The organism is Streptomyces crystallinus, from assembly GCF_039521265.1.
Taxonomy (GTDB): Bacteria; Actinomycetota; Actinomycetes; order Streptomycetales; family Streptomycetaceae; genus Streptomyces; species Streptomyces crystallinus.
Genome location: NZ_BAAACA010000006.1, coordinates 415,055 through 438,740, shown reverse-complemented (window position 1 = coordinate 438,740; position 23,686 = coordinate 415,055). Strand labels below are relative to the sequence as shown.

Annotated in this window: 22 protein-coding genes; 9 read left to right on the top strand and 13 right to left on the bottom strand. The window is 73.2% G+C overall.

Features of this window, described 5'->3' with window-relative positions:
• The first annotated feature begins 285 nt into the window (after positions 1-285).
• Entirely contained in the window at positions 286-777 is a 492-nt protein-coding gene (locus ABD236_RS05865; RefSeq protein ID WP_344070866.1) for a DUF2269 family protein, read from the top strand.
• Between the two features lie 107 nt (positions 778-884).
• Positions 885-1,337: a nitroreductase family deazaflavin-dependent oxidoreductase gene (locus ABD236_RS05860; RefSeq protein ID WP_344070865.1), complete on the top strand. Its 453-nt coding sequence runs from the start codon at positions 885-887 to the stop codon at positions 1,335-1,337.
• Positions 1,338-1,420: 83 nt separating this feature from the next.
• Here ABD236_RS05860 and ABD236_RS05855 read toward each other — a convergent pair whose 3' ends face one another.
• Both ABD236_RS05855 and ABD236_RS05850 read right to left on the bottom strand, forming a co-directional pair.
• Positions 1,421-1,612 carry a ferredoxin gene (locus ABD236_RS05855; RefSeq protein WP_344070863.1) on the bottom strand — a complete coding sequence of 64 codons (192 nt, stop codon included), beginning with the start codon at positions 1,610-1,612 and terminating at the stop codon, positions 1,421-1,423.
• Between the two features lie 12 nt (positions 1,613-1,624).
• Positions 1,625-2,812, bottom strand: coding sequence for a cytochrome P450 (locus ABD236_RS05850; protein ID WP_344070861.1), 1,188 nt, complete (start codon positions 2,810-2,812; stop codon positions 1,625-1,627).
• Positions 2,813-3,007: 195 nt separating this feature from the next.
• On the opposite strand from ABD236_RS05850, the gene ABD236_RS05845 reads away from it, so the two are divergent.
• The 3 genes from ABD236_RS05845 to ABD236_RS05835 all read left to right on the top strand — a co-directional run bounded on the left by ABD236_RS05845 (position 3,008) and on the right by ABD236_RS05835 (position 5,244).
• Positions 3,008-3,670 (top strand): transcriptional regulator, encoded by a 663-nt coding sequence (locus tag ABD236_RS05845; protein WP_344070859.1) that lies wholly within the window; start codon positions 3,008-3,010, stop codon positions 3,668-3,670.
• 156 nt (positions 3,671-3,826) lie between these two features.
• Positions 3,827-4,507 (top strand): esterase/lipase family protein, encoded by a 681-nt coding sequence (locus ABD236_RS05840; RefSeq protein ID WP_344070857.1) that lies wholly within the window; start codon positions 3,827-3,829, stop codon positions 4,505-4,507.
• 119 nt (positions 4,508-4,626) lie between these two features.
• Entirely contained in the window at positions 4,627-5,244 is a 618-nt protein-coding gene (locus ABD236_RS05835) for a histidine phosphatase family protein (protein ID WP_344070854.1), read from the top strand.
• On the opposite strand, the gene ABD236_RS05830 is transcribed toward ABD236_RS05835, so the two are convergent.
• Together ABD236_RS05830 and ABD236_RS05825 are read right to left on the bottom strand one after the other, a co-directional pair.
• A complete protein-coding gene (locus ABD236_RS05830) occupies positions 5,192-6,028 on the bottom strand; it encodes an ATP-grasp domain-containing protein (RefSeq protein WP_344070852.1) in 837 nt (278 codons plus the stop codon). The genes ABD236_RS05835 and ABD236_RS05830 overlap by 53 nt on opposite strands.
• Positions 6,025-6,918 carry an ATP-grasp domain-containing protein gene (locus ABD236_RS05825; RefSeq protein WP_344070850.1) on the bottom strand — a complete coding sequence of 298 codons (894 nt, stop codon included), beginning with the start codon at positions 6,916-6,918 and terminating at the stop codon, positions 6,025-6,027. Before ABD236_RS05825 ends, ABD236_RS05830 begins: the two co-directional genes overlap by 4 nt.
• Before the next feature lie 189 nt (positions 6,919-7,107).
• Here ABD236_RS05825 and ABD236_RS05820 point away from each other — a divergent pair, with 189 nt between their 5' ends.
• Together ABD236_RS05820 and ABD236_RS05815 are read left to right on the top strand one after the other, a co-directional pair.
• Positions 7,108-8,319, top strand: coding sequence for an MFS transporter (locus ABD236_RS05820; protein ID WP_344070848.1), 1,212 nt, complete (start codon positions 7,108-7,110; stop codon positions 8,317-8,319).
• 146 nt (positions 8,320-8,465) lie between these two features.
• Positions 8,466-9,899, top strand: a complete 1,434-nt coding sequence (locus ABD236_RS05815) for a PP2C family protein-serine/threonine phosphatase (protein WP_344070846.1) — start codon at positions 8,466-8,468, stop codon at positions 9,897-9,899.
• A gap of 91 nt (positions 9,900-9,990) precedes the next feature.
• Here ABD236_RS05815 and ABD236_RS05810 read toward each other — a convergent pair whose 3' ends face one another.
• Entirely contained in the window at positions 9,991-11,484 is a 1,494-nt protein-coding gene (locus tag ABD236_RS05810; RefSeq protein ID WP_344070844.1) for a DNA-binding protein NsdB, read from the bottom strand.
• 234 nt (positions 11,485-11,718) lie between these two features.
• On the opposite strand from ABD236_RS05810, the gene ABD236_RS05805 reads away from it, so the two are divergent.
• Positions 11,719-12,855 carry an aminoglycoside phosphotransferase family protein gene (locus ABD236_RS05805; protein ID WP_344070842.1) on the top strand — a complete coding sequence of 379 codons (1,137 nt, stop codon included), beginning with the start codon at positions 11,719-11,721 and terminating at the stop codon, positions 12,853-12,855.
• A 119-nt stretch (positions 12,856-12,974) separates the two neighbouring features.
• Here the strand turns inward: ABD236_RS05805 and ABD236_RS05800 are convergent, their stop codons facing one another.
• The 3 genes from ABD236_RS05800 to ABD236_RS05790 form a co-directional block, all read right to left on the bottom strand.
• Positions 12,975-14,306: an N-acetylmuramoyl-L-alanine amidase gene (locus tag ABD236_RS05800; RefSeq protein WP_344070839.1), complete on the bottom strand. Its 1,332-nt coding sequence runs from the start codon at positions 14,304-14,306 to the stop codon at positions 12,975-12,977.
• Positions 14,307-14,456: 150 nt separating this feature from the next.
• Positions 14,457-14,957, bottom strand: coding sequence for a hypothetical protein (locus ABD236_RS05795; RefSeq protein WP_344070837.1), 501 nt, complete (start codon positions 14,955-14,957; stop codon positions 14,457-14,459).
• 57 nt (positions 14,958-15,014) lie between these two features.
• Positions 15,015-17,861: an ATP-binding protein gene (locus ABD236_RS05790; protein ID WP_344071221.1), complete on the bottom strand. Its 2,847-nt coding sequence runs from the start codon at positions 17,859-17,861 to the stop codon at positions 15,015-15,017.
• Positions 17,862-18,196: 335 nt separating this feature from the next.
• Here ABD236_RS05790 and ABD236_RS05785 point away from each other — a divergent pair, with 335 nt between their 5' ends.
• Complete coding sequence (locus ABD236_RS05785; protein ID WP_344070835.1) at positions 18,197-19,258, top strand: isoafricanol synthase; 1,062 nt, start codon at positions 18,197-18,199, stop codon at positions 19,256-19,258.
• A 12-nt stretch (positions 19,259-19,270) separates the two neighbouring features.
• Here ABD236_RS05785 and ABD236_RS05780 read toward each other — a convergent pair whose 3' ends face one another.
• The 5 genes from ABD236_RS05780 to ABD236_RS05760 all read right to left on the bottom strand — a co-directional run bounded on the left by ABD236_RS05780 (position 19,271) and on the right by ABD236_RS05760 (position 23,652).
• Complete coding sequence (locus tag ABD236_RS05780) at positions 19,271-19,930, bottom strand: ABATE domain-containing protein (RefSeq protein WP_344070833.1); 660 nt, start codon at positions 19,928-19,930, stop codon at positions 19,271-19,273.
• A gap of 160 nt (positions 19,931-20,090) precedes the next feature.
• Positions 20,091-20,330, bottom strand: a complete 240-nt coding sequence (locus ABD236_RS05775; protein ID WP_101386816.1) for a DUF397 domain-containing protein — start codon at positions 20,328-20,330, stop codon at positions 20,091-20,093.
• Positions 20,331-20,489: 159 nt separating this feature from the next.
• Positions 20,490-21,656, bottom strand: a complete 1,167-nt coding sequence (locus tag ABD236_RS05770) for a thiolase domain-containing protein (protein ID WP_344070827.1) — start codon at positions 21,654-21,656, stop codon at positions 20,490-20,492.
• Positions 21,653-22,708 (bottom strand): thiolase domain-containing protein, encoded by a 1,056-nt coding sequence (locus ABD236_RS05765; protein WP_344070825.1) that lies wholly within the window; start codon positions 22,706-22,708, stop codon positions 21,653-21,655. The genes ABD236_RS05770 and ABD236_RS05765 overlap by 4 nt, the downstream gene beginning before the upstream one ends.
• Positions 22,708-23,652 (bottom strand): Zn-ribbon domain-containing OB-fold protein, encoded by a 945-nt coding sequence (locus ABD236_RS05760; protein ID WP_344070823.1) that lies wholly within the window; start codon positions 23,650-23,652, stop codon positions 22,708-22,710. Before ABD236_RS05760 ends, ABD236_RS05765 begins: the two co-directional genes overlap by 1 nt.
• Positions 23,653-23,686 lie beyond the last annotated feature (34 nt).

The window sequence follows — 23,686 nt, the reverse complement described above, 5'->3', positions numbered from 1 at the left end:
CCCCCGCATCTGGAAGTGATCTTCCACCATCGTAGGTTCTGGCACCGACAGCCCCCCGGCCCTGTGGACAACCCCCGAACCAACGGCCCCCCCCGCCCTGTGGACAACTCCGCTTCGACAGGCCGCCGCCTGGTGGGGATCCTGGCGGGAATCCGTTGGATGCTGGCACTCCCGCCACTACTCCGCCGCCCGAGCACGTCATACCGTCGGCCGGGGCTCCCGTCCGGAAGCCCTCGGAGCCTGTCGTCGAACCGGCTCTCACACCCGTACGAAAGTGCTCAGCCCGTGACGAAGTTCCTGCTCACCGTCCACATCCTGGCCGCGATCCTCGCGGTCGGCCCGGTCGCCGTGGCCGCCAGCATGTTCCCGCCGACCGCCCGGCGGGCGCTGGCCGCGCCCGGCGACGCGCAGGCGCTGGCGTCGGTGCGGCTGCTGTACCGCATCTGCCGGGTCTACTCGGCGGTGGGCGTCGCGGTGCCCGTCCTCGGGTTCGCCACCGCCAGCAATATGCACATCCTCGGCGACACCTGGCTGATCGCCTCCATCGTGCTGACGACCCTCGCGGCGGGCGCGCTCATCGCCCTCGTCCTGCCCGCCCAGGACGCGATACTCACCGAGCTCGACACGGCCGCCACCGAGGTACGGACCGGGCCGGTGACCGCCGTCGACGTACGCCGGACCGTCCGGCTGGCCATGTTCACGGGGGTGTTCAACCTCCTGTGGGCGACGGTCACCGTCCTGATGATCCTGCGGCCGGGCTCCACCACCGGCGGCTGACGACCCGGCGAGCGAACGATTTCGGCCGGGCGGGTGCGCCGCGAGGGCTCACTCCCGCCGACTGGGGCAGGCTGGGAGGCGACTCACTCTCGGCGAAGGAGGACCCCGTGGCCCTGAAACCCGGCGACGGCAGCGCGGTGGAGATCAGCCCGACCGGTTGGGTGGCCGAACAGGCCCGGCTGTACGAGGAGTCGGGCGGCACCAAGGGAACGACCCTGCACGGCGCGCCCTGTCTGCTCCTGGACTACGTCGGCCGTCGCACCGGCACCGTACGCCGCACCGTGCTGATCTACGGGCGTGACGGCGACGACTATCTGATCGTGGCCTCCAAGGGCGGCTCCGACGAGCATCCGCTCTGGTACCTGAACCTCGTGGAACAGCCGGACGTCAGCGTCCGGATCGGCACCGAGCGCTTCCCCGCCCGCGCCGAGACCCTCTCCCCCGAGGAGAAGGCCCGGGTGTGGCCGCACCTGGTGGAGGTGTTCCCGCCCTACGCGGACTACCAGAAGCGGACCGAGCGGGACATCCCCGTCGTACGGCTGCGGCACACCGACCGCTGACGGCGGCGCCCACCGGACGGTACGGCGCGAAAGACACGTGCCGTACCGCCGATGCGCGGGTCACCGTACCGCCGACGCGCGGGTCAGTGGCCGAGCGAGATGGCCTGCACCGGGCAGGCGCGGGCGGCCTCGCGGACCATGGGGTCGCCCCCGCCGTCCGCGCGCCCCGGCAGCAGCTCGCTGAATCCGTCGTCGTCCTGGGTGAACACACCCGGGGCGGTCAGCACGCACTGCCCCGAGCCGATGCAGACGTCACTGTCGATGCTGATGTTCATGAGCCCACTCCACTACCAAGTGACGGGGAGTTCCAGCATCCCCTGGAGGGTGTCGCCCGGTTTGAACGGAATCCGGTCGGCGGGCGCCGCCAGCCGCAGCCCCGGCAGCCGGGAGAAGAGGGCGCCCAGGGCGATCTCCATCTCGGCCCGCGCCAGGTTCTGCCCCAGGCACTGGTGGATGCCGAACCCGAAGCCCACGTGGTGGCGCGCCGAGCGGTGCCAGTCGAGGGTGTCGGCGTCCGGGTAGACCGAGCCGTCCCGGTTGATCATGGACGTGGAGAGCACCACGCCGTCGTCGGCGCGGATCACCGTGCCGGCCACCTCGATGTCCTCGGTGGCCACCCGCAGCATGCCGTCCGCGATGGACAGGAACCGCATCAGCTCCTCGACCGCCACCGGCATCAACGACGGGTCCGCCCGCAGCTCGGCGAGCCGCTCGGGGTGTTCCAGGAGCGTGAAGGTCCCCAGCGACAGCATGTTCGCCGTGGTCTCGTGCCCGGCGACGAGCAGCAGCACCGCCATCCTGACCAGCTCCGCGCGGTCCATGCCGCCCGTGCGCAGCTGGTCCTCGACGAGCTCGTCGAGCAGTCCGTCGCCCGGCTCGCGGACCTTGCGGTCGACCAGCTCGCCGAGGTAGGAGTCCAGTTGGACGCGGGCGTCCTCGGTGTCGGACGGCTCGGGCCCGCGCAGCAGCCGCCGGGACTGCTCCTCGAAGAAGTCGTGGTCCTCGTACGGGACGCCGAGCAGCGCGCAGATCACCATGGACGGCACCGGCAGCGCGAACGCGGTGACCAGGTCGGCCGGCGGCCCCTTCGCGACCATGGCGTCCAGGAGGCCGTCCACGGTCTCCCGGATCATCGGCCGCAGGGCGGCGGTGCGTTTGAGGGTGAAGCCGGGGATGACCTTGCGGCGCTGGGTGTTGTGCTCGGGGTCGTCCACGCCGAGGAGTTCGGTGCGGCGCACGTTCAGCGCCGCGAACCGCCGGGTGACGGCCGGGAACGCCGGATGGAGCCGGTCGGAGGAGAGCCGCGGGTCCACGAGCAGCGCCCGTGCCTCGGCGTGGCCGGTGACGAACCACGCGGTGCGGCCGTCGAAGAGCGTCACCCGCGACAGCGGGCTCGCCTCGCGCAGCGGCCGGTAGGCGCCGGGCGGTTGATAGGGGCAGGTGCGGTCCTGGGGAAAGGAGACAGATTCGGTCATGGGGTGAACCTCGCAAGCGAAGAGTCCGTCTTGCCGATCTCCACTACATGCCCAAGGCAGCTAAGTGGTCTACGCACAGTTCGGCCGAATCACTCGCACGGGATGATCCGGTCGATTTCTGCCGCATTGGCCCATCTCGGCCCCCGCGTACATGAGAGCCTGGGCGCCACGAGCGCCGGCCGGAGAGGGGTCCCCATGGCGGTCACGGCCCGGGAACTGGTGGAGACGATCACGGCGGAACTGGCGCCCGCGAAGGACGCCAACCGGCTGGTGCCCGAGATCGCGAGCGGCACCGCCACCCTGCGCACCCTTGGCGCCCTCGCCCTGGAACAGCGCCATGTCATCGGCTCCGACCTGCGCGCCTTCACCTTCCTCGCCGACCGCTCGGCACGGTCCGGCAATCCGGCGTGCGCCGAGTTCTTCGGCTCGCTCGCCGCCGGTGAGACGCTCGCCCTGGAGCGGCTCGGCGCGTACGAGGCCGCCTGCGGGCTCGACGCGCAGAGCGTCGGGCGGTACGAGCCGCTGCCCGGCTGCCAGGCGTATCCGGCCTGGGTGGCGTGGCTGGCACTGAACGGCGAGCCGCCCCTGGTGGCCCTCGCACTCACCGCCAACTTCGCGGCCTGGGGCGGCTACTGCGCCACGGTGGCCGAAGCGCTGCGCGACCGGTACGGCTTCTCGGACGAGGCGTGCGGCTTCTTCGACTTCTTCGCCGGGCCCGCCCCCGAGCTGGAGCGCCAGGCCCTCGCGGCCGTCGCCTCGGACGTCCCCTCCGAGGCCGGGGCCGCCCTGGCCCGGCGCTACGGCAGGCTGTTGCAGTCGTACGAGGCGATGTTCTGGAACACGCTCGCCGACGGCTGAGCGGACGGCCGGATCCCGTCGGGCGCCGCCGCCGGACGACGGGGTGACGCACGCATCTGGCCATCGCGGGCCCCAGGCCCCACCATGCTCCCGGCCACCCGGCCGTCACAGCGTGGCCCGCGAGGGCGAGGCTTCGAGGGAGACATCGTGCTGTCCATGCGCCGCGGAGCAGTGTCGCTGATGGTGGCCCTGGCCGCCGCCGGGCCGGGGCTCGTCCCCGGTCCCGCGGCGCCCGCCCCGGCCCGCACCCCGGTGGTCTTCGTGCACGGCTACAACGCCGACCCCGGTGTGTGGGGCCGGATGCGCGAGGACTTCAAGGCGTCGGGCTACACCGACGCGGACCTCTTCTCCTGGGGCTACGACACCAGCCAGTCGGTCAACGAGGTGCTGTCCGGCCGGTTCGCCGCCTATGTGGAGCAGGTGCGCGCGCGGACCGGCGCGGCCCGGGTGGACGTCGTCGCCCACTCCTTCGGCAGCCTGGTGACGCGCTGGTACGTCAAGTACGGCGGCGGCAGCACCGCCACCGTCGGCCACTGGGTCTCGCTCGCCGGGCCCAACCACGGCACCTCCACCGCCTGGGCCTGCGCGCTGTGGTCCCAGGCCTGCCGCGACATGACCCCGGGCTCGTACGTGCAGAAGCAGCTGGCCGAGGGCGACGAGACGCCCGGCGCCGTCCAGTACGCCACCTGGTGGTCGAACTGCGACGAGGTCGTCAACCCGGACAGCAGCGTGCCGCTCACCGGCGCGGTCAACAACGCGGCGGGCTGCCTCAAGCACAACGACCTGCTGGGCGACGACGCCGTCTCGCGGGGTGTGCGCGCCTTCCTCACGGGCTGAGCTCCCCCACGCGTGACCTGCCCCACCTGCCGGAATGCCCTCGCGCCCAGCATGGTTGTGCCGTACACGGTCCGGCGGGACGAGCCCGTCCGGCCGGTCGCGGAGAACGGGAACGATCCATGGGCGAGTTGATCCTGATACGGCACGGCGAGACGGCGTGGACCCTGACGGGGCAGCACACCAGCCACACCGACCTGCCGCTCACCGAGCACGGCGAGGCCCAGGCCCGCGCGGTGGCGCCGCTGCTCGCCGGGCGCCGGATCGGGCTCACCCTGGTCAGCCCGGCGGCCCGGGCCCGGCGCACCGCCGAACTGGCGGGGCTGACCGGCCTTCAGGTGCGGCCCGACCTGAGCGAGTGGGACTACGGCGGGTACGAGGGCGTCACCACCCCCGAGATCCAGCGCGACCGCCCCGACTGGAACCTGTGGACCGACGGGGTCGCCGCCGGGCCCGCCGCGCACCCGGGCGAGAGCGCCGAGCAGGTCGGCGCCCGCGCCGACCGGGTGCTCGCGGAGGCCGTGGGGGCACTGGCGTCCGACGGCGATGTCGCGCTGGTCGCCCACTCGCACTTCCTGCGCGTCCTGACGGCCCGCTATCTGGGGCTGCCCGCCACCGCCGGGTCGCTGTTCCTGCTCGGCACCGGAGCCGTGTCACGGCTGGGCACCGAACACGGCCGACCGGTGATCACGGCGTGGAACACCACTCTTGCGCAGGACGTGCCCGTGGCCGTGGGATGAGCCGCCCGCTCCCCGCCGCCACGGCGAGCTCCGCGAGCGCCTCGGGGGCGCCGAGCTGACCCCGTATGCCCGGGAAGGCGTTGACGTCCACGATGAGCGGGCTCCCGGCCGCGTCGATGAGGTCCACCCCGTACACCTCCAGGGCGTAGGCCTCCCCCACCCGCAGCGCCAGGTCGGCCCAGCCGGGCGGCAGCTCGTCCAGGGGCAGCGAGCGGGTGGGGCCGCGGCCCCCGGGGGCGAGCTCGGAGCGGCGCAGGGCGGCGAAGACCCGGTCGCCGATCACCCACAGCTTGTGGTCCCAGCCGCTGTTGGCGGTGAACTCCTGCACCACCACCGGCTCCGGCCCCCACACCCCGGCCAGCGCCCGCAGCCCGTCCCGGTCGTCGACGCGGGCGACCAGGTCGTGGCGGCGGCTGTGGCGGCTCTTGACCACCAGCGGATACGTGAGGTCGTGCGCGTCCGCGAGCAGGGCGAGCGCGGCGAAGGTGCGGGTCGCCGCGAACGGCAGCCCGGCCCGCCCGGCCAGCTCCGCCATCGCCGTGCGGTCCTGGCAGAGCTCCGTCGCGGACGCCGAGTTCAGCACCGCGGCGCCGCGCGCCTCCAGCTCCCGGGCGAGCGCGAGGGCCCGGGGCGTACGGGACTTGAGCAGATAGACGTCGGCGACCCGGTCCGGCGGCGCCGCGTCCGGGTGCACCGGCTCCACCTCGTGCTCACGGGCGAGCAGGGCGGTGGCGGCGGCGAGCAGCGGGTGGCCGGGCTCCGGGGTGAGGAGGCCGATCCTCATACGGCCGCCCCCGGCTGCTGCTCCGGTATGACGGCCTCCGGGATGATGGCCTGCGGGATGACGTCCGGGGCGCCGGCCCGGCCGGTGCGGGCCAGTTCCAGCACGGCGCGCGCCACCCGCGCGGCGGCCTGCGGCACCTGCCGGAAGCTCGGGAAGTCGTTCACGTCGACCACCACCGGCCCGTCCGGGCCGAGCAGCACGTCCACCCCGTACAGGTCCAGGCCGTAGACCGCGCCGACCTGGGCGGCGACGGCGGCCACCTCGGCGGGGAGCACCACCTGCCGCTCGCGCACGGCGTGGTCGGGGTGGAGCGGGGAGCAGCGCTCGGTGGCGTACAGCTCGCCCCCCACGCAGTACACCTTGAGGTCCACGCCCGAGTTGGGCACGTACGGCTGCGCCACCAGCATGCCCTGGCCCGCCAGTTGCCCGGTCATCGCGGCGAGCCGGTCCGGCGACGGGACCAGGCACACCCCGCGCCCCGCGCTGCCGTCGGCGGGCTTGACCACCAGCGGGAACGCGGACTCGGGTATCTCGGCGAGCAGTTCGGGGACGGCCGCCGCGTACGTCGTCGGCATCGGCAGCCCCCGGTTGCGGCCGATGGCCGCCGCGAGCGCCTTGTCCCGTACGCCCCGAATCGACCGGGCGTCATTGACGGTGGTGAGACCGACTGCCGCGGCGGCCTCCAGGAGCGTCAGGCCCGGGCCGCCGGACACCGTCTTGAGCACCCAGGCGTCATGGCTGCCCGCGCTGACCACCTCGGACATCCGCAGCAGGGAGCCGCCCGGGCGCAGCACGTCCACCCGATGACCCCAGGCGACGAGTTGGCGGATCACCTCCACCGGCATGCCGTCGTGGCGGTAGTGCTCCTCCACCAGAAAGCAGAGCCTCATCGACCTTCCCCTGTAACCCCCCGGACGTCCGCCGATCCCATCTGTCCGGCGAGCTGTGACGACACAGGATGTCATGAACGGCCAGGAGGCTCGCTCCCCGCCCCGGAACGGGTTGCAGCGCAGGTCAGGGCGGTCCCCGGGGAAGGAGGCTTGCCCTTCACACTAATGTGAGGGTTCGACCATGGCCGTATGACGACCGCACCACCGGCGCGCGCCGCAGCCCCGAGCGCCCCCGCACGCTCCGCACTGCCGCTGGGCGGGCTGCTCACGCTGGCCGCCACGGCCTTCACCGCCGTGCTCACCGAGCTGCTGCCCGCCGGGCTGCTCCCGCGCATGAGCGGCGGGCTGGGGGTGTCCGAGGGGCGGATCGGTTTCCTGGTGACGCTGTACGCGGCCGCCTCCTTCCTGTCCGCGATACCGCTCACCGCGCTGCTGCGCGGGCTGCCCCGGCGCACGGTCCTGACCGGCGCGCTCGCCGGCCTCGCGCTCGCCGACGCCGTCACCGCGCTCTCCTTCTCCTATCCGCTGACGTGCGCGGCCCGGCTGCTCGCGGGGGCGATGGGCGGCACGCTGTGGGCGATGCTCGCGGGCTACGGGGCCCGGATGGTGCCCGCCGAGCGCCGGGGCCGAGCCATCGCGATCGTCCTTTCGGGCATCACCGTCGCGCTCTCGCTCGGTGTACCGCTGGGCACCGCGCTGGCCGGAGCCGTGGGCTGGCGCACGGGATTCGCCGCCCTGGCCGCCCTGGCCGCGCTCCTGGTCCTGTGCGCCCTGCGGTACGTGCCCGGCTTCCCCGGCGAGCCGAGCGCGGGGCGGACCCCGCTGCGGCGGATCGCGGCCCTGCCGGGCATCCGGGCCGTCCTGTCCGTCACCCTGCTGCTGCTCCTCGGCCACCAGGCGGTGTACACCTTCCTGGTGGCGTTCGCCGAGGACGCCGGCTTCGGGCGCGGGGGGCTGGTCCTCTTCGTCTTCGGCGGCTCGACCGTCGCCGGCATCTGGCTCGCGGGCGCGCTGGCCGACCGCCGGCCGCGCGCCACACTGCTCGGCGCCCTGGGGCTGATCGCCGTCGTGATGGCGGCACTTGGCGCCCTGGGGCGGGTGCCCGCCGTGCTGCTGGTCGCGGTGGCGCTGTGGGGCGCGGCCTTCGGCGGCGCGCCGACGCTCATCCAGACCGCTCTGGTCGACGTCTCGGGGCCGGAGCACGCGGACGTGGCCACCTCCCTCCAGGCGACCGTGTACAACGTCGGGATCGCCGCCGGATCGCTCACCGGCGGGGTCGTTCTGGAGAGCGCGGGCGCCGGTGCGCTCCCCTGGGCGTCCCTGCCGCTCGTGATCGGTGCTGTACTGGTGGTTTGGACCGCGCGCACCCGTGGTTTCCCAGTTCGGCGGGGGGTGCGCTGATCGCCCACGGAAGGCCGCAGGCATATGCCACAAGCACCACCGTATCGAGTGTTGCCAAATCCCTTACGGGGCATCGCTCCCTGTGCAACAGTCGTTACCGGTCCATCCTTCCGACTTGCAGTGCCGCGCCTGTATCGGAGTACGTCATGCCGTCCCATCTGTTCGCGGACCGTCCCAGCCCGCAACCGCCGGAGCGGGACACGGTCGACGCGCTGATCACACAGACCCGTCGACTGCGCGGCGGAGTGGACGCCGTACGGCGCGACGCGCTGGTGGACGACGACGACGCGCACGGCCGCTGGCAGCGCGCCCTGTGCGACCTGGCGGTCCATCACCTGGACGACCTCGGCACGCACCTGGACCAGCTGAAGGAGGGCCTGCCCGAGCCCGCACCACAGGAGTGCGACGAGGAGGAGGCACCCGGGTTCGCGCCCGACCCGATGCCCGGATCCCTGCTCAGCAGGGTCGGCAGCGCCGAGTGGAACCTGCTGACCGACGCGGTGGACTGGTCCGATGAGCTCTTCCAGATATTCGGACGGGCGCCCGAGAGCGGAGCGATGTCGCTCGACGAACTGCCGTCGATGGTGTTCGCCGAGGACCAGGGCCTGCTCACGGCGATGGTGACGGAGTGTCTGGTCGACGGCAAGCCGATCGACGGGGAGTTCCGGATCGTGCGCACCGACGGGCGGGTGCGCACGCTGCACATGATGGGCGAGCCCGTGCTCGACGCCGACGGCTGCACCGCCTCGATGTGGGCCGTGCTGCGCGACGTCAGCGAACTGCGCCGCAGCCAGCGGGCGGTGCGCGAGTCGCGCGACTCGCTCCGCCGCGAACAGCACATCGCCCAGACCGAGCACCGGCTCGCGGTAGAGCTCCAGGAGGCCGTGCTGCCGCCCTGGCGCGGCTCCCTGCGGCTGCCCCAGGGCAACCCGGCGGCGCTCGACGTCGCCGCGCACTATCTGCCGTCGGCCACCAGCGCACTCATCGGCGGCGACTGGTACGACGCGCTGGAGCTGCCCGACGGCAGGTCTTTACTGACCGTCGGAGATCTGACCGGCCACGGGGTCACCGCCACCGGTGCCATGGCGATGCTGCTCGGCGCGCTGCGCGGCATGGCGGTCGCCGGCATCCGCCCCGGCGATCTGATGGGCCACCTCAACCAGCTGCTCGATCACTCGGTCCAGCCCGCGCTCGGCAGCGCGGTCTGCTGCCAGTACGACCCGGTCACCCGCGTCCTGTCCTGGGCACAGGCAGGACACCCCGCCCCGCTGCTGTTCCGCGGCGGGACGGGGTGCGCTCTGACGCCCCCGGACGGGGTGCTGCTGGGAGCGACGTCAGGAGCCGGGTACGGACAGGCCGAGGTACAGCTGAGGCCCGGCGATCTGCTGGTCCTGCACACCGACGGGCTGACCCGGCGGGGCACCACCGACGAGCCGGGGTGCCGCAGGCTGCTGGAGCTCGCCCCCCGCCTCGAAACGGTCCGTACGGCGCAGGACGGCGTGCGGACGGTGGTCGAGGAGTTCGGCGAGACGGACCGCGAGGACGACGCGTGCGTGCTGGTGGCACGCATCGGGTCGTGAACTCCCCGGCGGCACGGATCGGTTGACGGCGGTACGGATCGAATGAGCTGAGGTCGGTCGCGAGGCGGGTCCGGGATCCCGGGCCCGCCTTCTAGAGGTCCATGCTCCTGCCCCGGCGCTGCGGCGCCTTCGGCAGGGCCAGCTGGATCTCCTCGCGCAGGTCCTGGATCTTCTGGTAGCCCGAGTACTGCCCGGTCAGCCGGTACATCTCGCGCAGCCGGTCCCAGGTGCGGTGGGAGGAGGTCTCCCCCATCGACACCAGCGCCAGCCGGGCGTAGCGGTCCGCCTGTTCGGGGTCGTCGGCGATGAAGCAGGCCGAGGCGAGCGAGATGTAGTCGAAGATCTTCGAGCGCTGGCGCCCGTTGACCCGTAGTTCGAGCGCCTGTTTGGCATGGCGGGCGGCGATGCCCGCCGCGCTCGGGTCGTGCTCGGCGAGCGTACGGAACGCCAGGGCCTGCATGCCGTGGAGGTCCGCCTCGTCGAACATCTGCATCCAGCTCGGCGGGGGCACATCGCCCCGGTCCGAGACGAAGAGCTCCTCGGCCTCGCCCAGGGTGCGCCGCATCACCTGGCCCTGCCCCATCGACGCCTGCGCCCAGGCCTCGATGGTGTGCAGCATGGCCCGGGTGCGCGGCAGGGTCTCGTCGCCGGAGCCGGACTTGGCGAGCTTCATCAGGTCGAGCGCTTCGTCGGGACGGCCCAGATGGACCATCTGCCGGGCGGCGCGGGAGAGTGCCTCGCCGGCGCGCGGGCGGTCGCCGCCCTCGCGGGCCGCGTGCGCGGCGATGACGAAGTACTTCTGGGCGGTGGGTTCGAGGCCGATGTCGTGGGACATCCAGCCGGCCAGGACGGCCAGGTTGGCGGCGACGCCCCACAGGCGCCGCTGGAGATGGTCGGGGTGACGGTAGGCGAGCATGCCGCCCACCTCGTTGAGCTGGCCCACCACGGCCTTGCGCTGAAGTCCGCCGCCCCGGGACGCGTCCCAGGCGCGGAAGACCTCGACCGAGCGCTCCAGTGCCCCGATCTCCTGCGACCCGATGGGGGCCGCCTCATAGCGGTCGTACCCGGCGGGGTCGGCGTGGAGGGGATCGTCGAGACGGGGGGCGTCGGCCGAGAGTACGGGGTCGGTGTGCAGCCAGTCGTGCATGGCGCTGCTGAGTGCGGAGCCTGCGGCGAGCGCGGCGCCCGCGCCCACCAGACCGCGTCGGTTGAGCATGAGGTCCATTCCCGTGAATTCGGTGAGGACCGCCGCCGTCCGTTCAGGCGCCCACGGAAGGCCGTCGGGGTTCTGCTTGGGTCCGACGTCCCGCCGCTTCCCGGCGCGCCCTTGCCGGTCGAAACCGAGGTCCTCGATGGTCACGACACGGCCGAGCCGCTCGGTGAACAGAGCCGCCAGCACCCTCGGCACCGGATCGCGCGGGGACTCCCCCATGTCGATCCAACGCCGCACCCGCGAGGTGTCGGTGGCCAGCTGGGGGTGGCCCATCGCCGCCGCCTGCCGGTTCACCAGCCTCGCGAGTTCGCCCTTGGACCAGCCGGCGAGGCCGAAGAGGTCGTTCAGGCGGGTGTTGGGTTGTCCGTTCACTTCAAGCCCCCAGGTTCTCGGCTGAGTTGACAGTAACCCCCTGTCAGACGCGGTGGGACTATTCGCCAGGGTTCGCCAGGGTGCGCCAGATGGTGTGCCACCCGCAGCCGGGTGTCAGGTAAGAAGGCGCCACCCCGCCCCGGCTGGCGGACCCCATTCCCCAGGGTGGGATCAGGGCCACCGGGGCCGGGTCGGCCAGCTACTCGTCGGCGCACGAAGGGATCTGTCTCGCCCATGTACACAGCATCGTCCTCCGTGTCAGCCCCGCCCCGACCGCACCGCCACCTGGTGGGCGGCGGGCCGTACCTCGACCCCTCGCACGCCGCTCCGGCGGCGCTCGGCGCCGGCCGGACCGCGCGCCGGCCTGGGGCGGGCGTCCAACCGCTCAGCGGGAGGATCGACTTGTCCGGCCCGCAGGGCGCGCAGCTGCGGATGGCCATCGCGTCCGTGCACCGCATCTGCCCGGAGTTCAACCCGGTGCAGGTGCTGCGGCGCAGCGGCCGGTCCGTCCTGCTCGTCGGAACCACCGGCCGCGCCACGGCGGTCGCCAAGTGCCTCCTGGACCACTCGCCCGTCTGGGCCGAGCGGTTCAGGCACGAAATAGCGGTCTACCGCGCGTTCGTCCGGCACCGCCCACCCGTGCGGGTGCCACGACTGATCGCCGCGGATCCGGACAACTGCACCCTGGTGATCGAGCGGATGCCCGGCCGGGCGGCGGCCCTGGCCCGGCATCCCCTGGAGGCTCCGCCCCGGGCGGACGTCCGCGCCGCCCTCGGGGCGATCGGCAGGGTCAACGCCTGGCGGCCGCCTGCCGAGATGTTCGGCCGCCCGCTGGAGTACGCGCCGCGCATCGCCCGCTACCACGAGCTCGGGCTCTTCACCGACCGGGATCTCAGCGACCTCCAGAAGCTGCTGCACGGTCTGGCCCACTCGGGCCGCCCGGTCGCGTGGCAGTTCTCGCACGGCGAGGCGCTGCTGACGAACATCCTGCTGTCGCCGGCCGGCCCGGTGCTCGTCGACTGGGAGCACGCCGGCTGGTATCTGCCGGGGTACGACCTGGCGACGCTGTGGGCGGTGCTCGGGGACGCCCCGGTGGCCCGGCGGCAAATCAGCCAGGCGGCGCAGGCGTCCGGCCCGGCCGCGCGGGACGCCTTCCTGGTGAACCTGATGCTCGTACTGACGCGGGAGATCCGGACGTACGAGACGGCCGTGCAGCGCACCATGCGGGAGTCGGCGCCCTCGGGCGCGGCCTCGCCGCAGCAGCCGGGTGTGCCGTCGGCCGGGGAGCAGCAGCGGCTGCTGCTGCGCAGGCTGCACGACGACTGCGCCCTGGCGCGTCGGGCCGTGCGTGCGGCGGTCGGGACCCGCTGACCGCCGTGTGAGGAACCCGCTCCGGCCACCTGCTCCGCCGGGCGGGCCTCGTGGGAAAGGGCGCGCCGCGCCCCGGTGCCGACACACCGGGCGCGCGGCGCGCCGCTGTGTGCGGGAGCTCAGCGCACCCGTACGACGTCGACGTCGGCGGCCCGCACCACCGCGACACGGTGGCCGATCTGGACCGTGACGTACTTCGCCGCGCCGGAGAAGTACGTGTGGTCGTACGGCAGTGAGGAGTCGATCGTCGGGGCGTAGTAGTAGCCCGTGGGCGCCTCTCCGCCGCCGGGGTAGGACTGGCCCGCCTTGATGGTGTACGCCAGCGGGGTGCCCACGCGCGCGGCGGTGAAGTCGGCCGGGTAGTCGCTCTTCTCCGGGTAGGCGACGCCGTACACCGGCACCTCGCTCAGGCCCGCCCTGGGCCGTACGACATAGCCCGCCGTCGGGGTGGTGGTGCGGGTGTGCGCGGGTGTCTGGAGCCAGGCCTTCTGGCCGTACCACCAGATGGCCGTCCACCCCGGTCTGCGCTCGGCCACCACGGCCTGCTGGGTGGCGCTGATCTTGCTGCCCCAGTCGGCGGCGCAGTTGGTGCCGCTCTCGCCCGGCCCGTGCAGTCCGGGGTCGGCGAAGAGCGGGGCCGCCGTGGAGGGTTCGGTGTACAGCGGGACGGCGCTGCTGCCCTGGAGGGGCAGGTCCACCTTCTTCTCGCAGTCACGGAAGACCTGCTGGTTGGCGGAGAACGTGGGGCTGATGGTGACCAGTTGGCTGTTGGGCCGCGCGGTGGGGTGGGTGGGGGCGCCGAGCGTCTTCATGAAACGGTTCCAGTCCCAGTACGGGCCCGGGTCCCAGTGCATGTTCTTGGTGGCGCCGGCCGTGGTGGGCGGCACGTTCTCGTGGCCGATGATGTGCTGGCGGTCCAGCGGGATGTCGTACTTGGCGGCGAGGTAGCGCACGAGCGCGGCCGTGGAGCGGTACATCTCGGGGGTGTACCACCGGGCGCCCTCGACGGCGACGCCCTCCTGCTCGATGCCGATGGAGTGGGTGTTGACGTACCAGTTCCCGGCCTGCCAGGCGACGTCCTTGGTCTTCACCATCTGCGCCACGTGGCCGTCCGAGGAGCGCACGACATAGTGGGCGGAGACGGCTCTCTTCGGATCCTGGAAGATCCGGATGGTGCCGGCGTAGTCCTCTTCGGTGTCGTGCAGGACGATGTACTTGATCTTGTTGGTGGACGGCCGGTCGGCGATGTCGTAATTTCCGTACGCCTGTTTGTTCTCCGGAGCGCCGTTCTGCTGGTAGGCCGCCGGGACCCAGTCGCACTTCAGGACGCGCGGGCACTCGGTGGCGCGCTCCTGGGCGCCGGCCGGTGAGACGGGGGCGAGCAGAGCGAGGCCGAAGGCCCCGGTGGCGGTGAGCGCGAGTGCGCGCCTGATCCTCTGATGGGCAGTCATGACAACCCTTCCTGCCGGGAGTTCACCTGGGGTGCGGTCGCGCGCACACTCTGTGACCCGGGGTGAGGGCGCGTCAAGAGTGCCGTCACAAGGGTGGGTTGTGTCAGTGGAGGAGACCAGCGGCAGGCCGCTGACCTGCCCCTGGCGTCGTCAGCCCTGCTGGAAGAGCTCCGCGGGCAGCGGCTTCAGAAGGGCGTACAGGTCGTCGGTGATCGGCCGGTCCCAGCTCGCGATGGTGACCAGGACGTTGTCGCTGCGGTCGAACTGGACACAGGAGACGCGGCTCTCGGAGAGCTTGAGGCGCCGCACGATCAGCAGGTTGTCGCCCTGCATCACGGGGATGTCCTCGGAGCCGACGACCTCGACGGGCTCGTCGTTCTCCAGCGCCAGCAGCAGCTGGGAGACCTCGAACGGCACCTGGCCCTCGTCGAGCTCCCGGGCCGGGGAGCCCTCGGGCAGATTGCCGATGACCATGGCGGGGCCGCGGCCGCCGAACAGGTCGTAGCGCAGGAAGACGCCCTGGCAGCTTCCGTCGGGTGCGGGCAGCAGCCCGGCACCGAGGTTTCCGGGCCAGTCGCCCGGGTCCATGGCCAGGACATCGAAGTCCGGGCCCGCGGGAGTGGCGGAGCTGCGGCGGCGGAGGAACGACATGCCGCCCATGGTACGTGGCCGGAGCACCTCGACGGGCCCCGGCCCACGCCCCGCGGTTCAGTGCGCCGAAGCCTCCGGTCCCGAGCGGTTCTCGGTGTGCCGCAGCAGCTCCGGCAGCCCGGCCCGGTCGGTGCCGAGCTTGCGGAAGACGCCGGAGAGCAGCAGCTCCACGGCCCGCTCCCGCAGGCCCAGCTCCTCGGCGATACGGGTGTTGTCCCAGCCCCGCGCCGCCCGGTCGGCCGCCGTCTTCTCCTGGGCGGTGAGCGAGTCCGTGCCCACCGCGCGCAGCCGCAGCGGGCGCAGCCCCGACGCGGCCAGCTCGTCGCGCGCCCGCGCCGCCAGTGCGTCGGCACCGCAGCCGACCGCGCTCTCCATGCCCCGGATGAGCAGCTCCGAGGCGTCCTGGGGCAGCCCGGCACGGCTGAGGGCGGTGCCGTGGTCGACCAGCGCGCAGGCCAGCTCGTACGCGGACGGCGAGCGCTCCAGGTGCTGGACCGCCTCCGCGAGGAGCTTGAGGCTCTTCGCGCCGGTGGCGACCTTGGCGGCGGAGTGCAGCGCACGGCCGATGGCACCCGCCGTGCCGAACCGGCGGGCCAGCTCGATGCCCTCGTCGGCCACCTTCTGGGCCTCCGCCGGGTCCGCCTGGGCCAGCGCCTCGGCGAGCAGCGGCCGCCAGGGGCACCACGCCGGATTGCGCATGCCCCGGCGGTCGAGCCGCCGGCCGACCGCGCGCAGCCGCTGCTCGGCGTCGCTGCGCAGACCCCGGGCGAGCAGCAGCTCGCTGTAGACGGTCTCGGAGTCGGGGTAGACGACGGCGTTGGGGACGACCTGTCCGTAGTTGTAGCGGTCGGACAGCTCCTGTGCCTCGTCCACCCGGCCCCTGGCCAGCAGGATCTCCATCAGGATGCCGAGCGCGAACCACTGGGCCGGGATGCGCTGGCCGACCCGGTCGGCGATCCGCAGCCCGCCGTGGACCAGGTCCTCGGCCTCGGCGAGGCGGCCGCGGCAGAACCTGATGTAGCCGAGAAGGGTGAGGCCGAAGGAGAGGTGGGCGCCGCGCCAGCCGCGGTTCTCGCACTCCGCGATGCCCTTGCTGAACAGCTCGTCGGCGCGGCCCGGCTGGTCGCAGTACATGAAGGTGAGCGCGACCATGACGGGGACCTCGAAGCCCCACTCCTCGTCGGTCCAGGAGAGCCCGTCGCCGAGTGCCTCCTCGGCGTACGCCAGCGCGGTGGCGGCGGGCTCGCCCCGGACCATGGCGTCCCAGGCGCGCAGCCCCAGGATGTAGCGCTCGGCCATGCCCCGGGTGGTGAGGTGGTCGGCGAGGCGGGCGAGCCTGCGCGAGCGGGCGGCCGAGTCCTCCTCGTCGGCCCGGAACGCGTTCCACTTGAAGCCGGCCTGCATCCGCAGCCGGGTGCGCGGGTTGCTGGAGGCCCTGCCCTCGACCGCGACCAGCTCGGCGGCCTCGCCCATCCGGTCGGTGTGCGCCAGCGCCTGGGCGAGCCGGTAGGTGATCGCCTCACGCAGGGCCGGGTCGAGCTCCGGCTCCTCCAGGGCGGCCTGGAGGTGGTTGACGGTGGTGGCCGGTTCGTTCAGGAGCGCCGAGCAGCCGAGCTCGAAGAGCACCTCGGCCCGCTCCTCCAGGGAGGGCGGCTCGCGCAGCGCGCGGGCCAGACAACGCCGGGCGGCCTCGGGAGCGCCCGCGCGCATGCACTCGCGCGCGGCGGCCCTCAGCTGCTGCACCGCCCAGCGGTCGTCGTCGGGGTGCATCTCCAGGAGGTGGCGGGCGGCGACCGTGGGTCCGAGGCCCGCCTCGGTGACGCAGACCGCCGCCTGGCCGTGCATCGCCACCCGCATCGCGGGCGGAATGGCGCGGTAGACCGCCGTACCGACCAGCGGGTGGAAGAAGTCCAGCCGGTCGGTGTCGCCGGTGCGCCCGGCCAGGATGCGGGCCTCGCGCAGCCGCTGGATGGCGTCCACCGACTCCTCGGCGCCCAGCCCGCCGACGCTGCTGGCCATGTCCGGGTCGACCGCGGTGCCCAGGATGGCGACGGCCCAGGCCAGCCTGACCGGTGAGGGGCCGAGCCGCTCCAGGCGCTCGACGAGTCCGCTGCCACGGGCCGAGGAGGCGAGCTCGCGCAGCTCGGCGGCGTTGGCGTAGTGCGGTTTGATGTTGCGCTCGCGGATCTTGGCGATCAGCTCGACCGCCTCGAACGGGTTGCCTCCCGTCAGCGCCCAGCACTCACGGGAGAAGAGGTCGTCGGCGCCGTTCTGCAGCACGTCGTGGACGAGCCTGCCCACGCCGTGCGGGGAGAGCGGCGCGAGGTTCACCGGCCGCGAGCCGTGCCGCTCGGCGAGCCTGCGGAACTCGCTCGCCTGTGCGGGCAGTTCCTCGGGCCGGTACGCCGCCACGATCAGGATCGGCAGTTCGGCGGCCCGCAGGGCGAACGAGCTCAGCCAGGTGAGCGACTCGTCGTCGGCCCAGTGCGCGTCGTCGACGATGAGCACGACGGGCGTGTGCTGGACGGCGAACCGGGTCACCAGCCAGTCCAGGCCGTCGCGCACGCCCTGCGGGTCGGGCGAGCCGCCGCCGGGCACGGCGACCAGGCCGACCGCGGGCGCCACGATGTCGTACCAGGTCCCGAGTATCCGCCGGTGTTCGTTCTCACCGGCCGCGGCCAGCACGGGCTGCACCAACTGGCGCACCACGTGGAAGGCCACGCCCTGCTCCTGCTCGCCGCCGCGGGCCGTCAGCAGGGTGCAGTTCCTGGCGACGGCCTCCCTGCGGATCTCTGCGATCAGACTCGTCTTGCCGAGACCGGCCGCTCCCGAGATCGCGAGCAGCCCACCGCTCGGCGCGGTCGTATCCCCCTCGGCTCCGGTGCCGCACAGGTCGTCCAACATGCCTTCGAGGAGCAGGAGTTCATTCTCCCGCTCGAACAGCCGCCGACGCGCACCACTGGTCCGCCGGCCTTTCGTGTCCGCCACAACCGTCCCCTTTTGACAGTAGGGCCGAGCCTACGCTTTCGGACACGCACCGTGACACCGATGTGACCGTCTTGCAAACCCGGCTTGACTAACTCGCCTGGATCTGCTGGGGGGTTGACATCGCATCCGGGGGCGCGAAGCACCGGTCCTCACGCGGCTTGTGCGGTTCCGGCCACGGGCGCACTATGAGCTTTCCGGACAGGCAGCTCCGCCCAAGGCTGCTCACCCTTCGGCGCAGAGGAGGCGGAGCGATGTCGTCGCCAGCAGGCTCACGGCTGTCGGAGGACCGCACGGGGCTCATCGACATCCCGTTCCCCGCCCGCTGCCATCCGCGCCACGCGGTCGCGCGTCAGCACACCCTCGACTGGCTTCACCGGTTCGGGATGCTCTCGGGCCAGTGCGCCACCGAGGAGTACGACGCGATGGGGCTCGAACGTCTGATGGCGTACTTCTATCCGGACGCCACCGACGCCGACCTCGCCCTGGCGACCGATCTGAACGCCTGGTTCTTCGTCTTCGACGACCAGTTCGACGGGCCGATCGGCCGGCAGCCGGACGCGGTGATCCGGCAGATCGACATCATGCTGCGCACGATGAGCGACCGGGGCCCGGCCCCGGGCGACCCGACCACCCATCTCGCGGGCACACTCGCGGAGTTGTGGAAGCGGCTGGGCGACGGCACCCCGCGGCTGTGGCAGGAGCGCTTCCGGGCGCACTGGCGGGAGTATCTGATGGCCTATCACTGGGAGGCGGTCAACCGCACCCGCACCGGGCTGCCGTCGCTGCCGGGGTTCCTGCGCGGCCGCCGTGACTCCATCGGGGTGCAGCCCTGTCTGGACCTGGTCGAGCGGTGCGGCCGGTACACGCTCCCGGACGAGCTGCACCGGGGCAGCCCGCTGGCCGAGATGCGCTGGATCACGGCCGATGTGGTGATCTTCGTCAACGACATCGTCTCCGCGGACAAGGAACTGGCCGCCGGGGACGTCAACAACAGCGTGATCATCCTGCACAAGGGGTCCGGGCTGTCGCTGGACCGCGCCGCCCGTGAGGTCGCCCGGCTGGCCAACTCCCGGGTGGAGCGCTTCCAGACGCTCGCGGTGGAACTCTCCGAGGCGCTCCAGGACACCGGGGTCTCGGACCAGCTGCGGGCCCAGGTCGACGACTATGTGGCGGGCATGCGGTCGCTGATGAGCGGCAATCTGGCGTGGTCGCGCACGACGGCCCGCTACAACAGGACCGGCGTCGAGGCGGCGGGCCGCGGCCAGCGGCCCTGGGGGCACCTCTTCGAGGGGGCGGACGCGCTGGAGGCCTGAGCTCCCGCCGGTCTACGGTCCGGTGGGCGCGCGGTGGCGCCGCTGGTGGCGGGCGACCCGGGCGCGGTTGCCGCAGGAGGGCCCGCACCACTCCTGGCGCGGGTGCTCCTTGAGGAAGTAGCGCACGCACCGGGGCGCGTGGCAGGCCCGCAGCCTCGCCCGGTCGGGCCCCGTCAGGAAGTCCACGGCGGCGCGGGCCAGCGCGGCGCAGAGCGCCGTGGCCGCGTCGGGGGTGCCGGTGCCCTGGTGGACGGTGTACGGGTCGCCGCCCTCCGGCCACTGGAGGCGGGGCGCGGTGGGCACCGCCGCGGCGGCCGTGTTCAGCAGCTCCAGGGCCATCTCGACGGGCAGCAGCCGCTGGGCGTCGGCGGCGCTCGGCGGGTCCGGCCGTACCGCGCGGGCGAAGAGGGCGCGTACGGCGGCCCGCAGCGCGCGCACGGCGGCGAGGGCGTCGTCGTCGGCGGTGAAGGTGTCGGCTGTGAAGGTGCCGGCCACGAAGGCGTCGGCCGCGAAGGCGTCGGCGGCCGGGTGTGGGTCCCCCGCCAGCGCGGCCGCGTGCTCGCGCACCCACACGGTCAGCCCCTCGAGACCGCTCAGGTCGTCGGCGACCCCGCCGTGGCCGTCGTGGCGGACGGTGAGGGCGAGGTCGAGTACGAGGGAGTGGTCGGGCATGTGGCTGATGGTAACCATGGCGGCAGGCGTGAGAGCCCGTCCTTGAATCCGGGCCCGCGCCGCGACGCCCGGCACGCGCCCCGGCCCCGCCCGGCCCACGGGCCGGGCGGGTCGCACGGGGGTCGGCGGCCGGGCCGGACGGGCCCGTCCGGCTCTCGGCTCAGGTGAGGTCGAACTCCCCGTCGCGCGCGTTCAGCACGAAGGCGCGCCACTCGGCCGGGCTGAAGATCAGCGAGGGGCTGCCGGGGCGGCCCCCGTTGCGCATCGCGATGAACCCCTCCACGAACGCGATCTGGACGTCTCCCGTCCCTTGGCTGCTCGACCTCCAGTCGGCCTTGCTGAGATCGAGATCCGGCTTGTCCCAGCCCACAAGGGTCTGCTGGGTGGTGCTCTCGGCCACGTCCCTGCTCCTCCCGGTTCCCTGTCGTCCGGGGCCAGACTAGCGATCGCGTCCGGTCCCGGACAGGCCACGGAAGGAGTACCGCGGGGGGCCCGCGACGACGGCCCGGACGGGCGCCCGGGGCCCGGTCGTGGGGCGGCGGGGAGGCGCCGACACGCCCTAGCGGCTCGGCGGCTCGGATCCGACCAGCCACATCGCGAAGAACTGCGAGCCGCCGCCGTAGGCGTGCCCCAGCGCCCTGCGGGCCCCTTCCACCTGGTGCTCCCCGGCCCGCCCGCGCACTTGGAGGGCCGCCTCGGCGAAGCGGATCATGCCGGAGGCGCCGATGGGGTTGGTGGAGAGCACCCCGCCCGACGGGTTGACCGGAAGGTCCCCGTCGAGCTCGGTGACGCCCGACTCGGTGAGCTTCCAGCCCTCGCCCTGCGCCGCGAACCCCAGGTTCTCCAGCCACATCGGCTCGTACCAGGAGAACGGCACGTACATCTCGACGGCGTCGATCTCCCGGCGCGGGTCGGCGATCCCCGCCTGCCGGTAGACGTCGGCGGCGCAGTCCTTGCCCGCCCGGGGCGAGACGAAGTCCTTGCCCGCGAAGAGCGTGGGCTCGCTGCGCATCGCGCCGCCGTGCACCCAGGCGGGCGGACGCGGCGAACGGGCCGCCCCCGCACGGTCGGTGAGGACCATCGCGCACGCCCCGTCCGAGGAGGGACAGGTCTCCGAGTAGCGGATCGGGTCCCAGAGCATCGGCGAGGCCTGGACCTTCTCCAGGGTGAGGTCCCGCTCGTGCAGATGCGCGTACGGGTTCAGGAGCGCGTTGCGCCGGTCCTTGTACGCGACGAGCGAGCCCACGGTGTCGGGGGCGCCGCTGCGCCGCATGTACGCGCGCACGTGCGGCGCGAAGAAGCCGCCCGCTCCGGCGAGCAGCGGCTGCTGGAAGGGGATCGGCAGCGACAGGCCCCACATGGCGTTGGACTCGGACTGCTTCTCGAAGGCGAGGGTCAGTACGGTGGTGTGCACCCGGGCGGCCACCAGGTTCGCGGCGACCAGCGCGGTGGAGCCGCCGACCGAGCCCGCCGTGTGCACCCGCAGCATGGGCTTGCCGACCGCGCCGAGCGCGTCCGCGAGATAGAGCTCCGGCATCATCACGCCCTCGAAGAAGTCCGGGGCCTTGCCGATGACGACCGCGTCGATGTCCGCCCACCCCAGCCCGGCGTCCTCCAGGGCGCGCCCGGCCGCCTCGCGGACCAGCCCGGCGAGGGAGACGTCGTGCCGGGCGGCGACGTGTTTGGTCTGGCCGACTCCTACGACGGCCACGGGTTCCTTGCTCACGACGGCTCCCCCTCCAGGACGGCGACGAGGTTCTGCTGGAGGCACGGCCCCGAGGTGGCGTGGGCCAGCGCCCGGTGGGACTCGCCCCGGTGGATCCCGGCGGCGGCCTCGCCGATCCGGATCAGTCCGGCGGCCATCACGGGGTTGGCGGCCAGCGCTCCCCCGGACGGGTTGACCCGTACATCGTCGGCCAGCCCCAGCGCCTTGCGCAGGACGACCTCCTGCGAGCTGAAGGGGGCGTGCAGTTCGGCGGTGTCCACGGGCCGGTCGAAGGCCCCGGCGCGCTCGGCCGCCCGGCGCGTCGAGGGTGAGTCGGTCAGATCACGCACCCCCAGGGCGTGCGCCTCGATGCGGTGGTCCATGCCCCGGATCCAGGCGGGCCGCTCGCACAGCTCACGTGCGCTGTCCCCGGCGGCCAGGATCACCGCCGCTGCCCCGTCCCCGACCGGCGGGCAGTCTCCGGTGCGCAGCGGGCGTACCAGATAGTCGCCCTGCGGCCGGGAACCGCGCACCTGGGCATGGGGGTTGGCGGTGGCGGAGTCCCGGCTGCGGGCGGCTATCGCGGCCAGCGCGCCCTCGTCGGTGTCGCCCGCGTCGATCAGCGCCTGCGCCTGGAGGGCGGCCAGCGCGACGGAGTCGGGCCACAAGGGCGCCAGGTAGTACGGGTCGAGCTGGCGGGTCAGCACCTCGCGGAGCTCGCCGGGCGAGGACTTGCCGTACGAGTAGACGAGGGCGGTGTCGGCCTCGCCGGTGAGGATCTTCACCCAGGCCTCGTAGAGCGCCCAGGCGCCGTCCATCTCCACATGGGACTCGGCGATGGGCGGCCAGGCGCCCACGCCGTCCAGGGCCATGGTGAAGGAGAAGGCGCGGCCCGCGAGGTAGTCGCAGGAGCCGGAGCAGGTGAAGCCGATGTCGCTGGTCTTCAGTCCGGTGCTGTCCAGCACCTGGTGGAGCACCGGCATCAGCATCTCGACCTCGGAGAGCTCGTCGGTGCGGCGCCGGTGGTCGCTCTGCGCGAAGGCGACGACGGCCACGTCCCGTGCGGGGCCCATCAGATCAGCTCCTTGTAGGTGTCGTAGTCGGCGTCGGGCTCCCCGGTGGGCCGGTAGTGGTCGGGGTGGCGGCCGTCCTCGGTCCACACGGGTTCGACCCGCAGGCCCATCCGCACCTGGTCGTAGGGGATGCCGCCGATCCGGCCGTGCAGGGCGAGGTCGGCGCCGTCGAGGGCGATGTGGGCGTAGACGTAGGGCACTTCGATGTCCAGGTTCTTGGCCTTGATGTTGACGATGCAGTACGTGGTGACGGTCCCGGCCGGTCCCACCTCCACCCGTTCGTCGGTGGCGACCCCGCAGGTGGGGCAGGCCCCGCGCGGCGGCACATACACCTTGCGGCACGACGGGCAGCGCTCGCCGACCGTCCTGCGGTCGGCCAGCGCCTCGATGTACCCGGCCTGGGCGCGGCCCGGGCTGTAGGTGTAGTCGAGCCGCGCCGGGGCGACGATGCCGGTCACCGGGTCCGCGAACTCCCCGCTGTGGGCGCCGGGATCGCCCGCCTCCTCGCTCTCGTACGGCTCGAAGCAGGCGATGTCGGTGATGGCGCCGCCGCGCTTGTCGGCCCAGCGCACCCGTACCCGCATCCCGGTCCGCACGGCCTCGGGGCCCGGCGCGTCCAGGGCGTGCAGCAGCGCGGTGTCGGCGCCGTCGAGCCGGACCAGGGCCCAGGCGAAGGGGCGCGCCAGGGGCTGACCGCGGCGGGGGGACGGGTTCCAGGCCCAGGTGGTGACGGTGCCGGTGGGGGCGACCTCGACGAGGTCGCGGAGCTCCTCGGCGGTGACCGGGTCGTACTCGACGGGCGGCACCAGGGTCCGCCCGTCCGAGGTCCGCACCCCGAGCACGGTCCGCTCGCGCAACCCGGTGAGGAAGGCGCTCTGTACGGGGCCCAGGGAGCGGGTGAACGGGAACTCGACCACCAGGGGGGCGCTGAGGACTTCGGGCATCGGGGGCTCCTTCTCGGGTGGGCCGACGACGGGC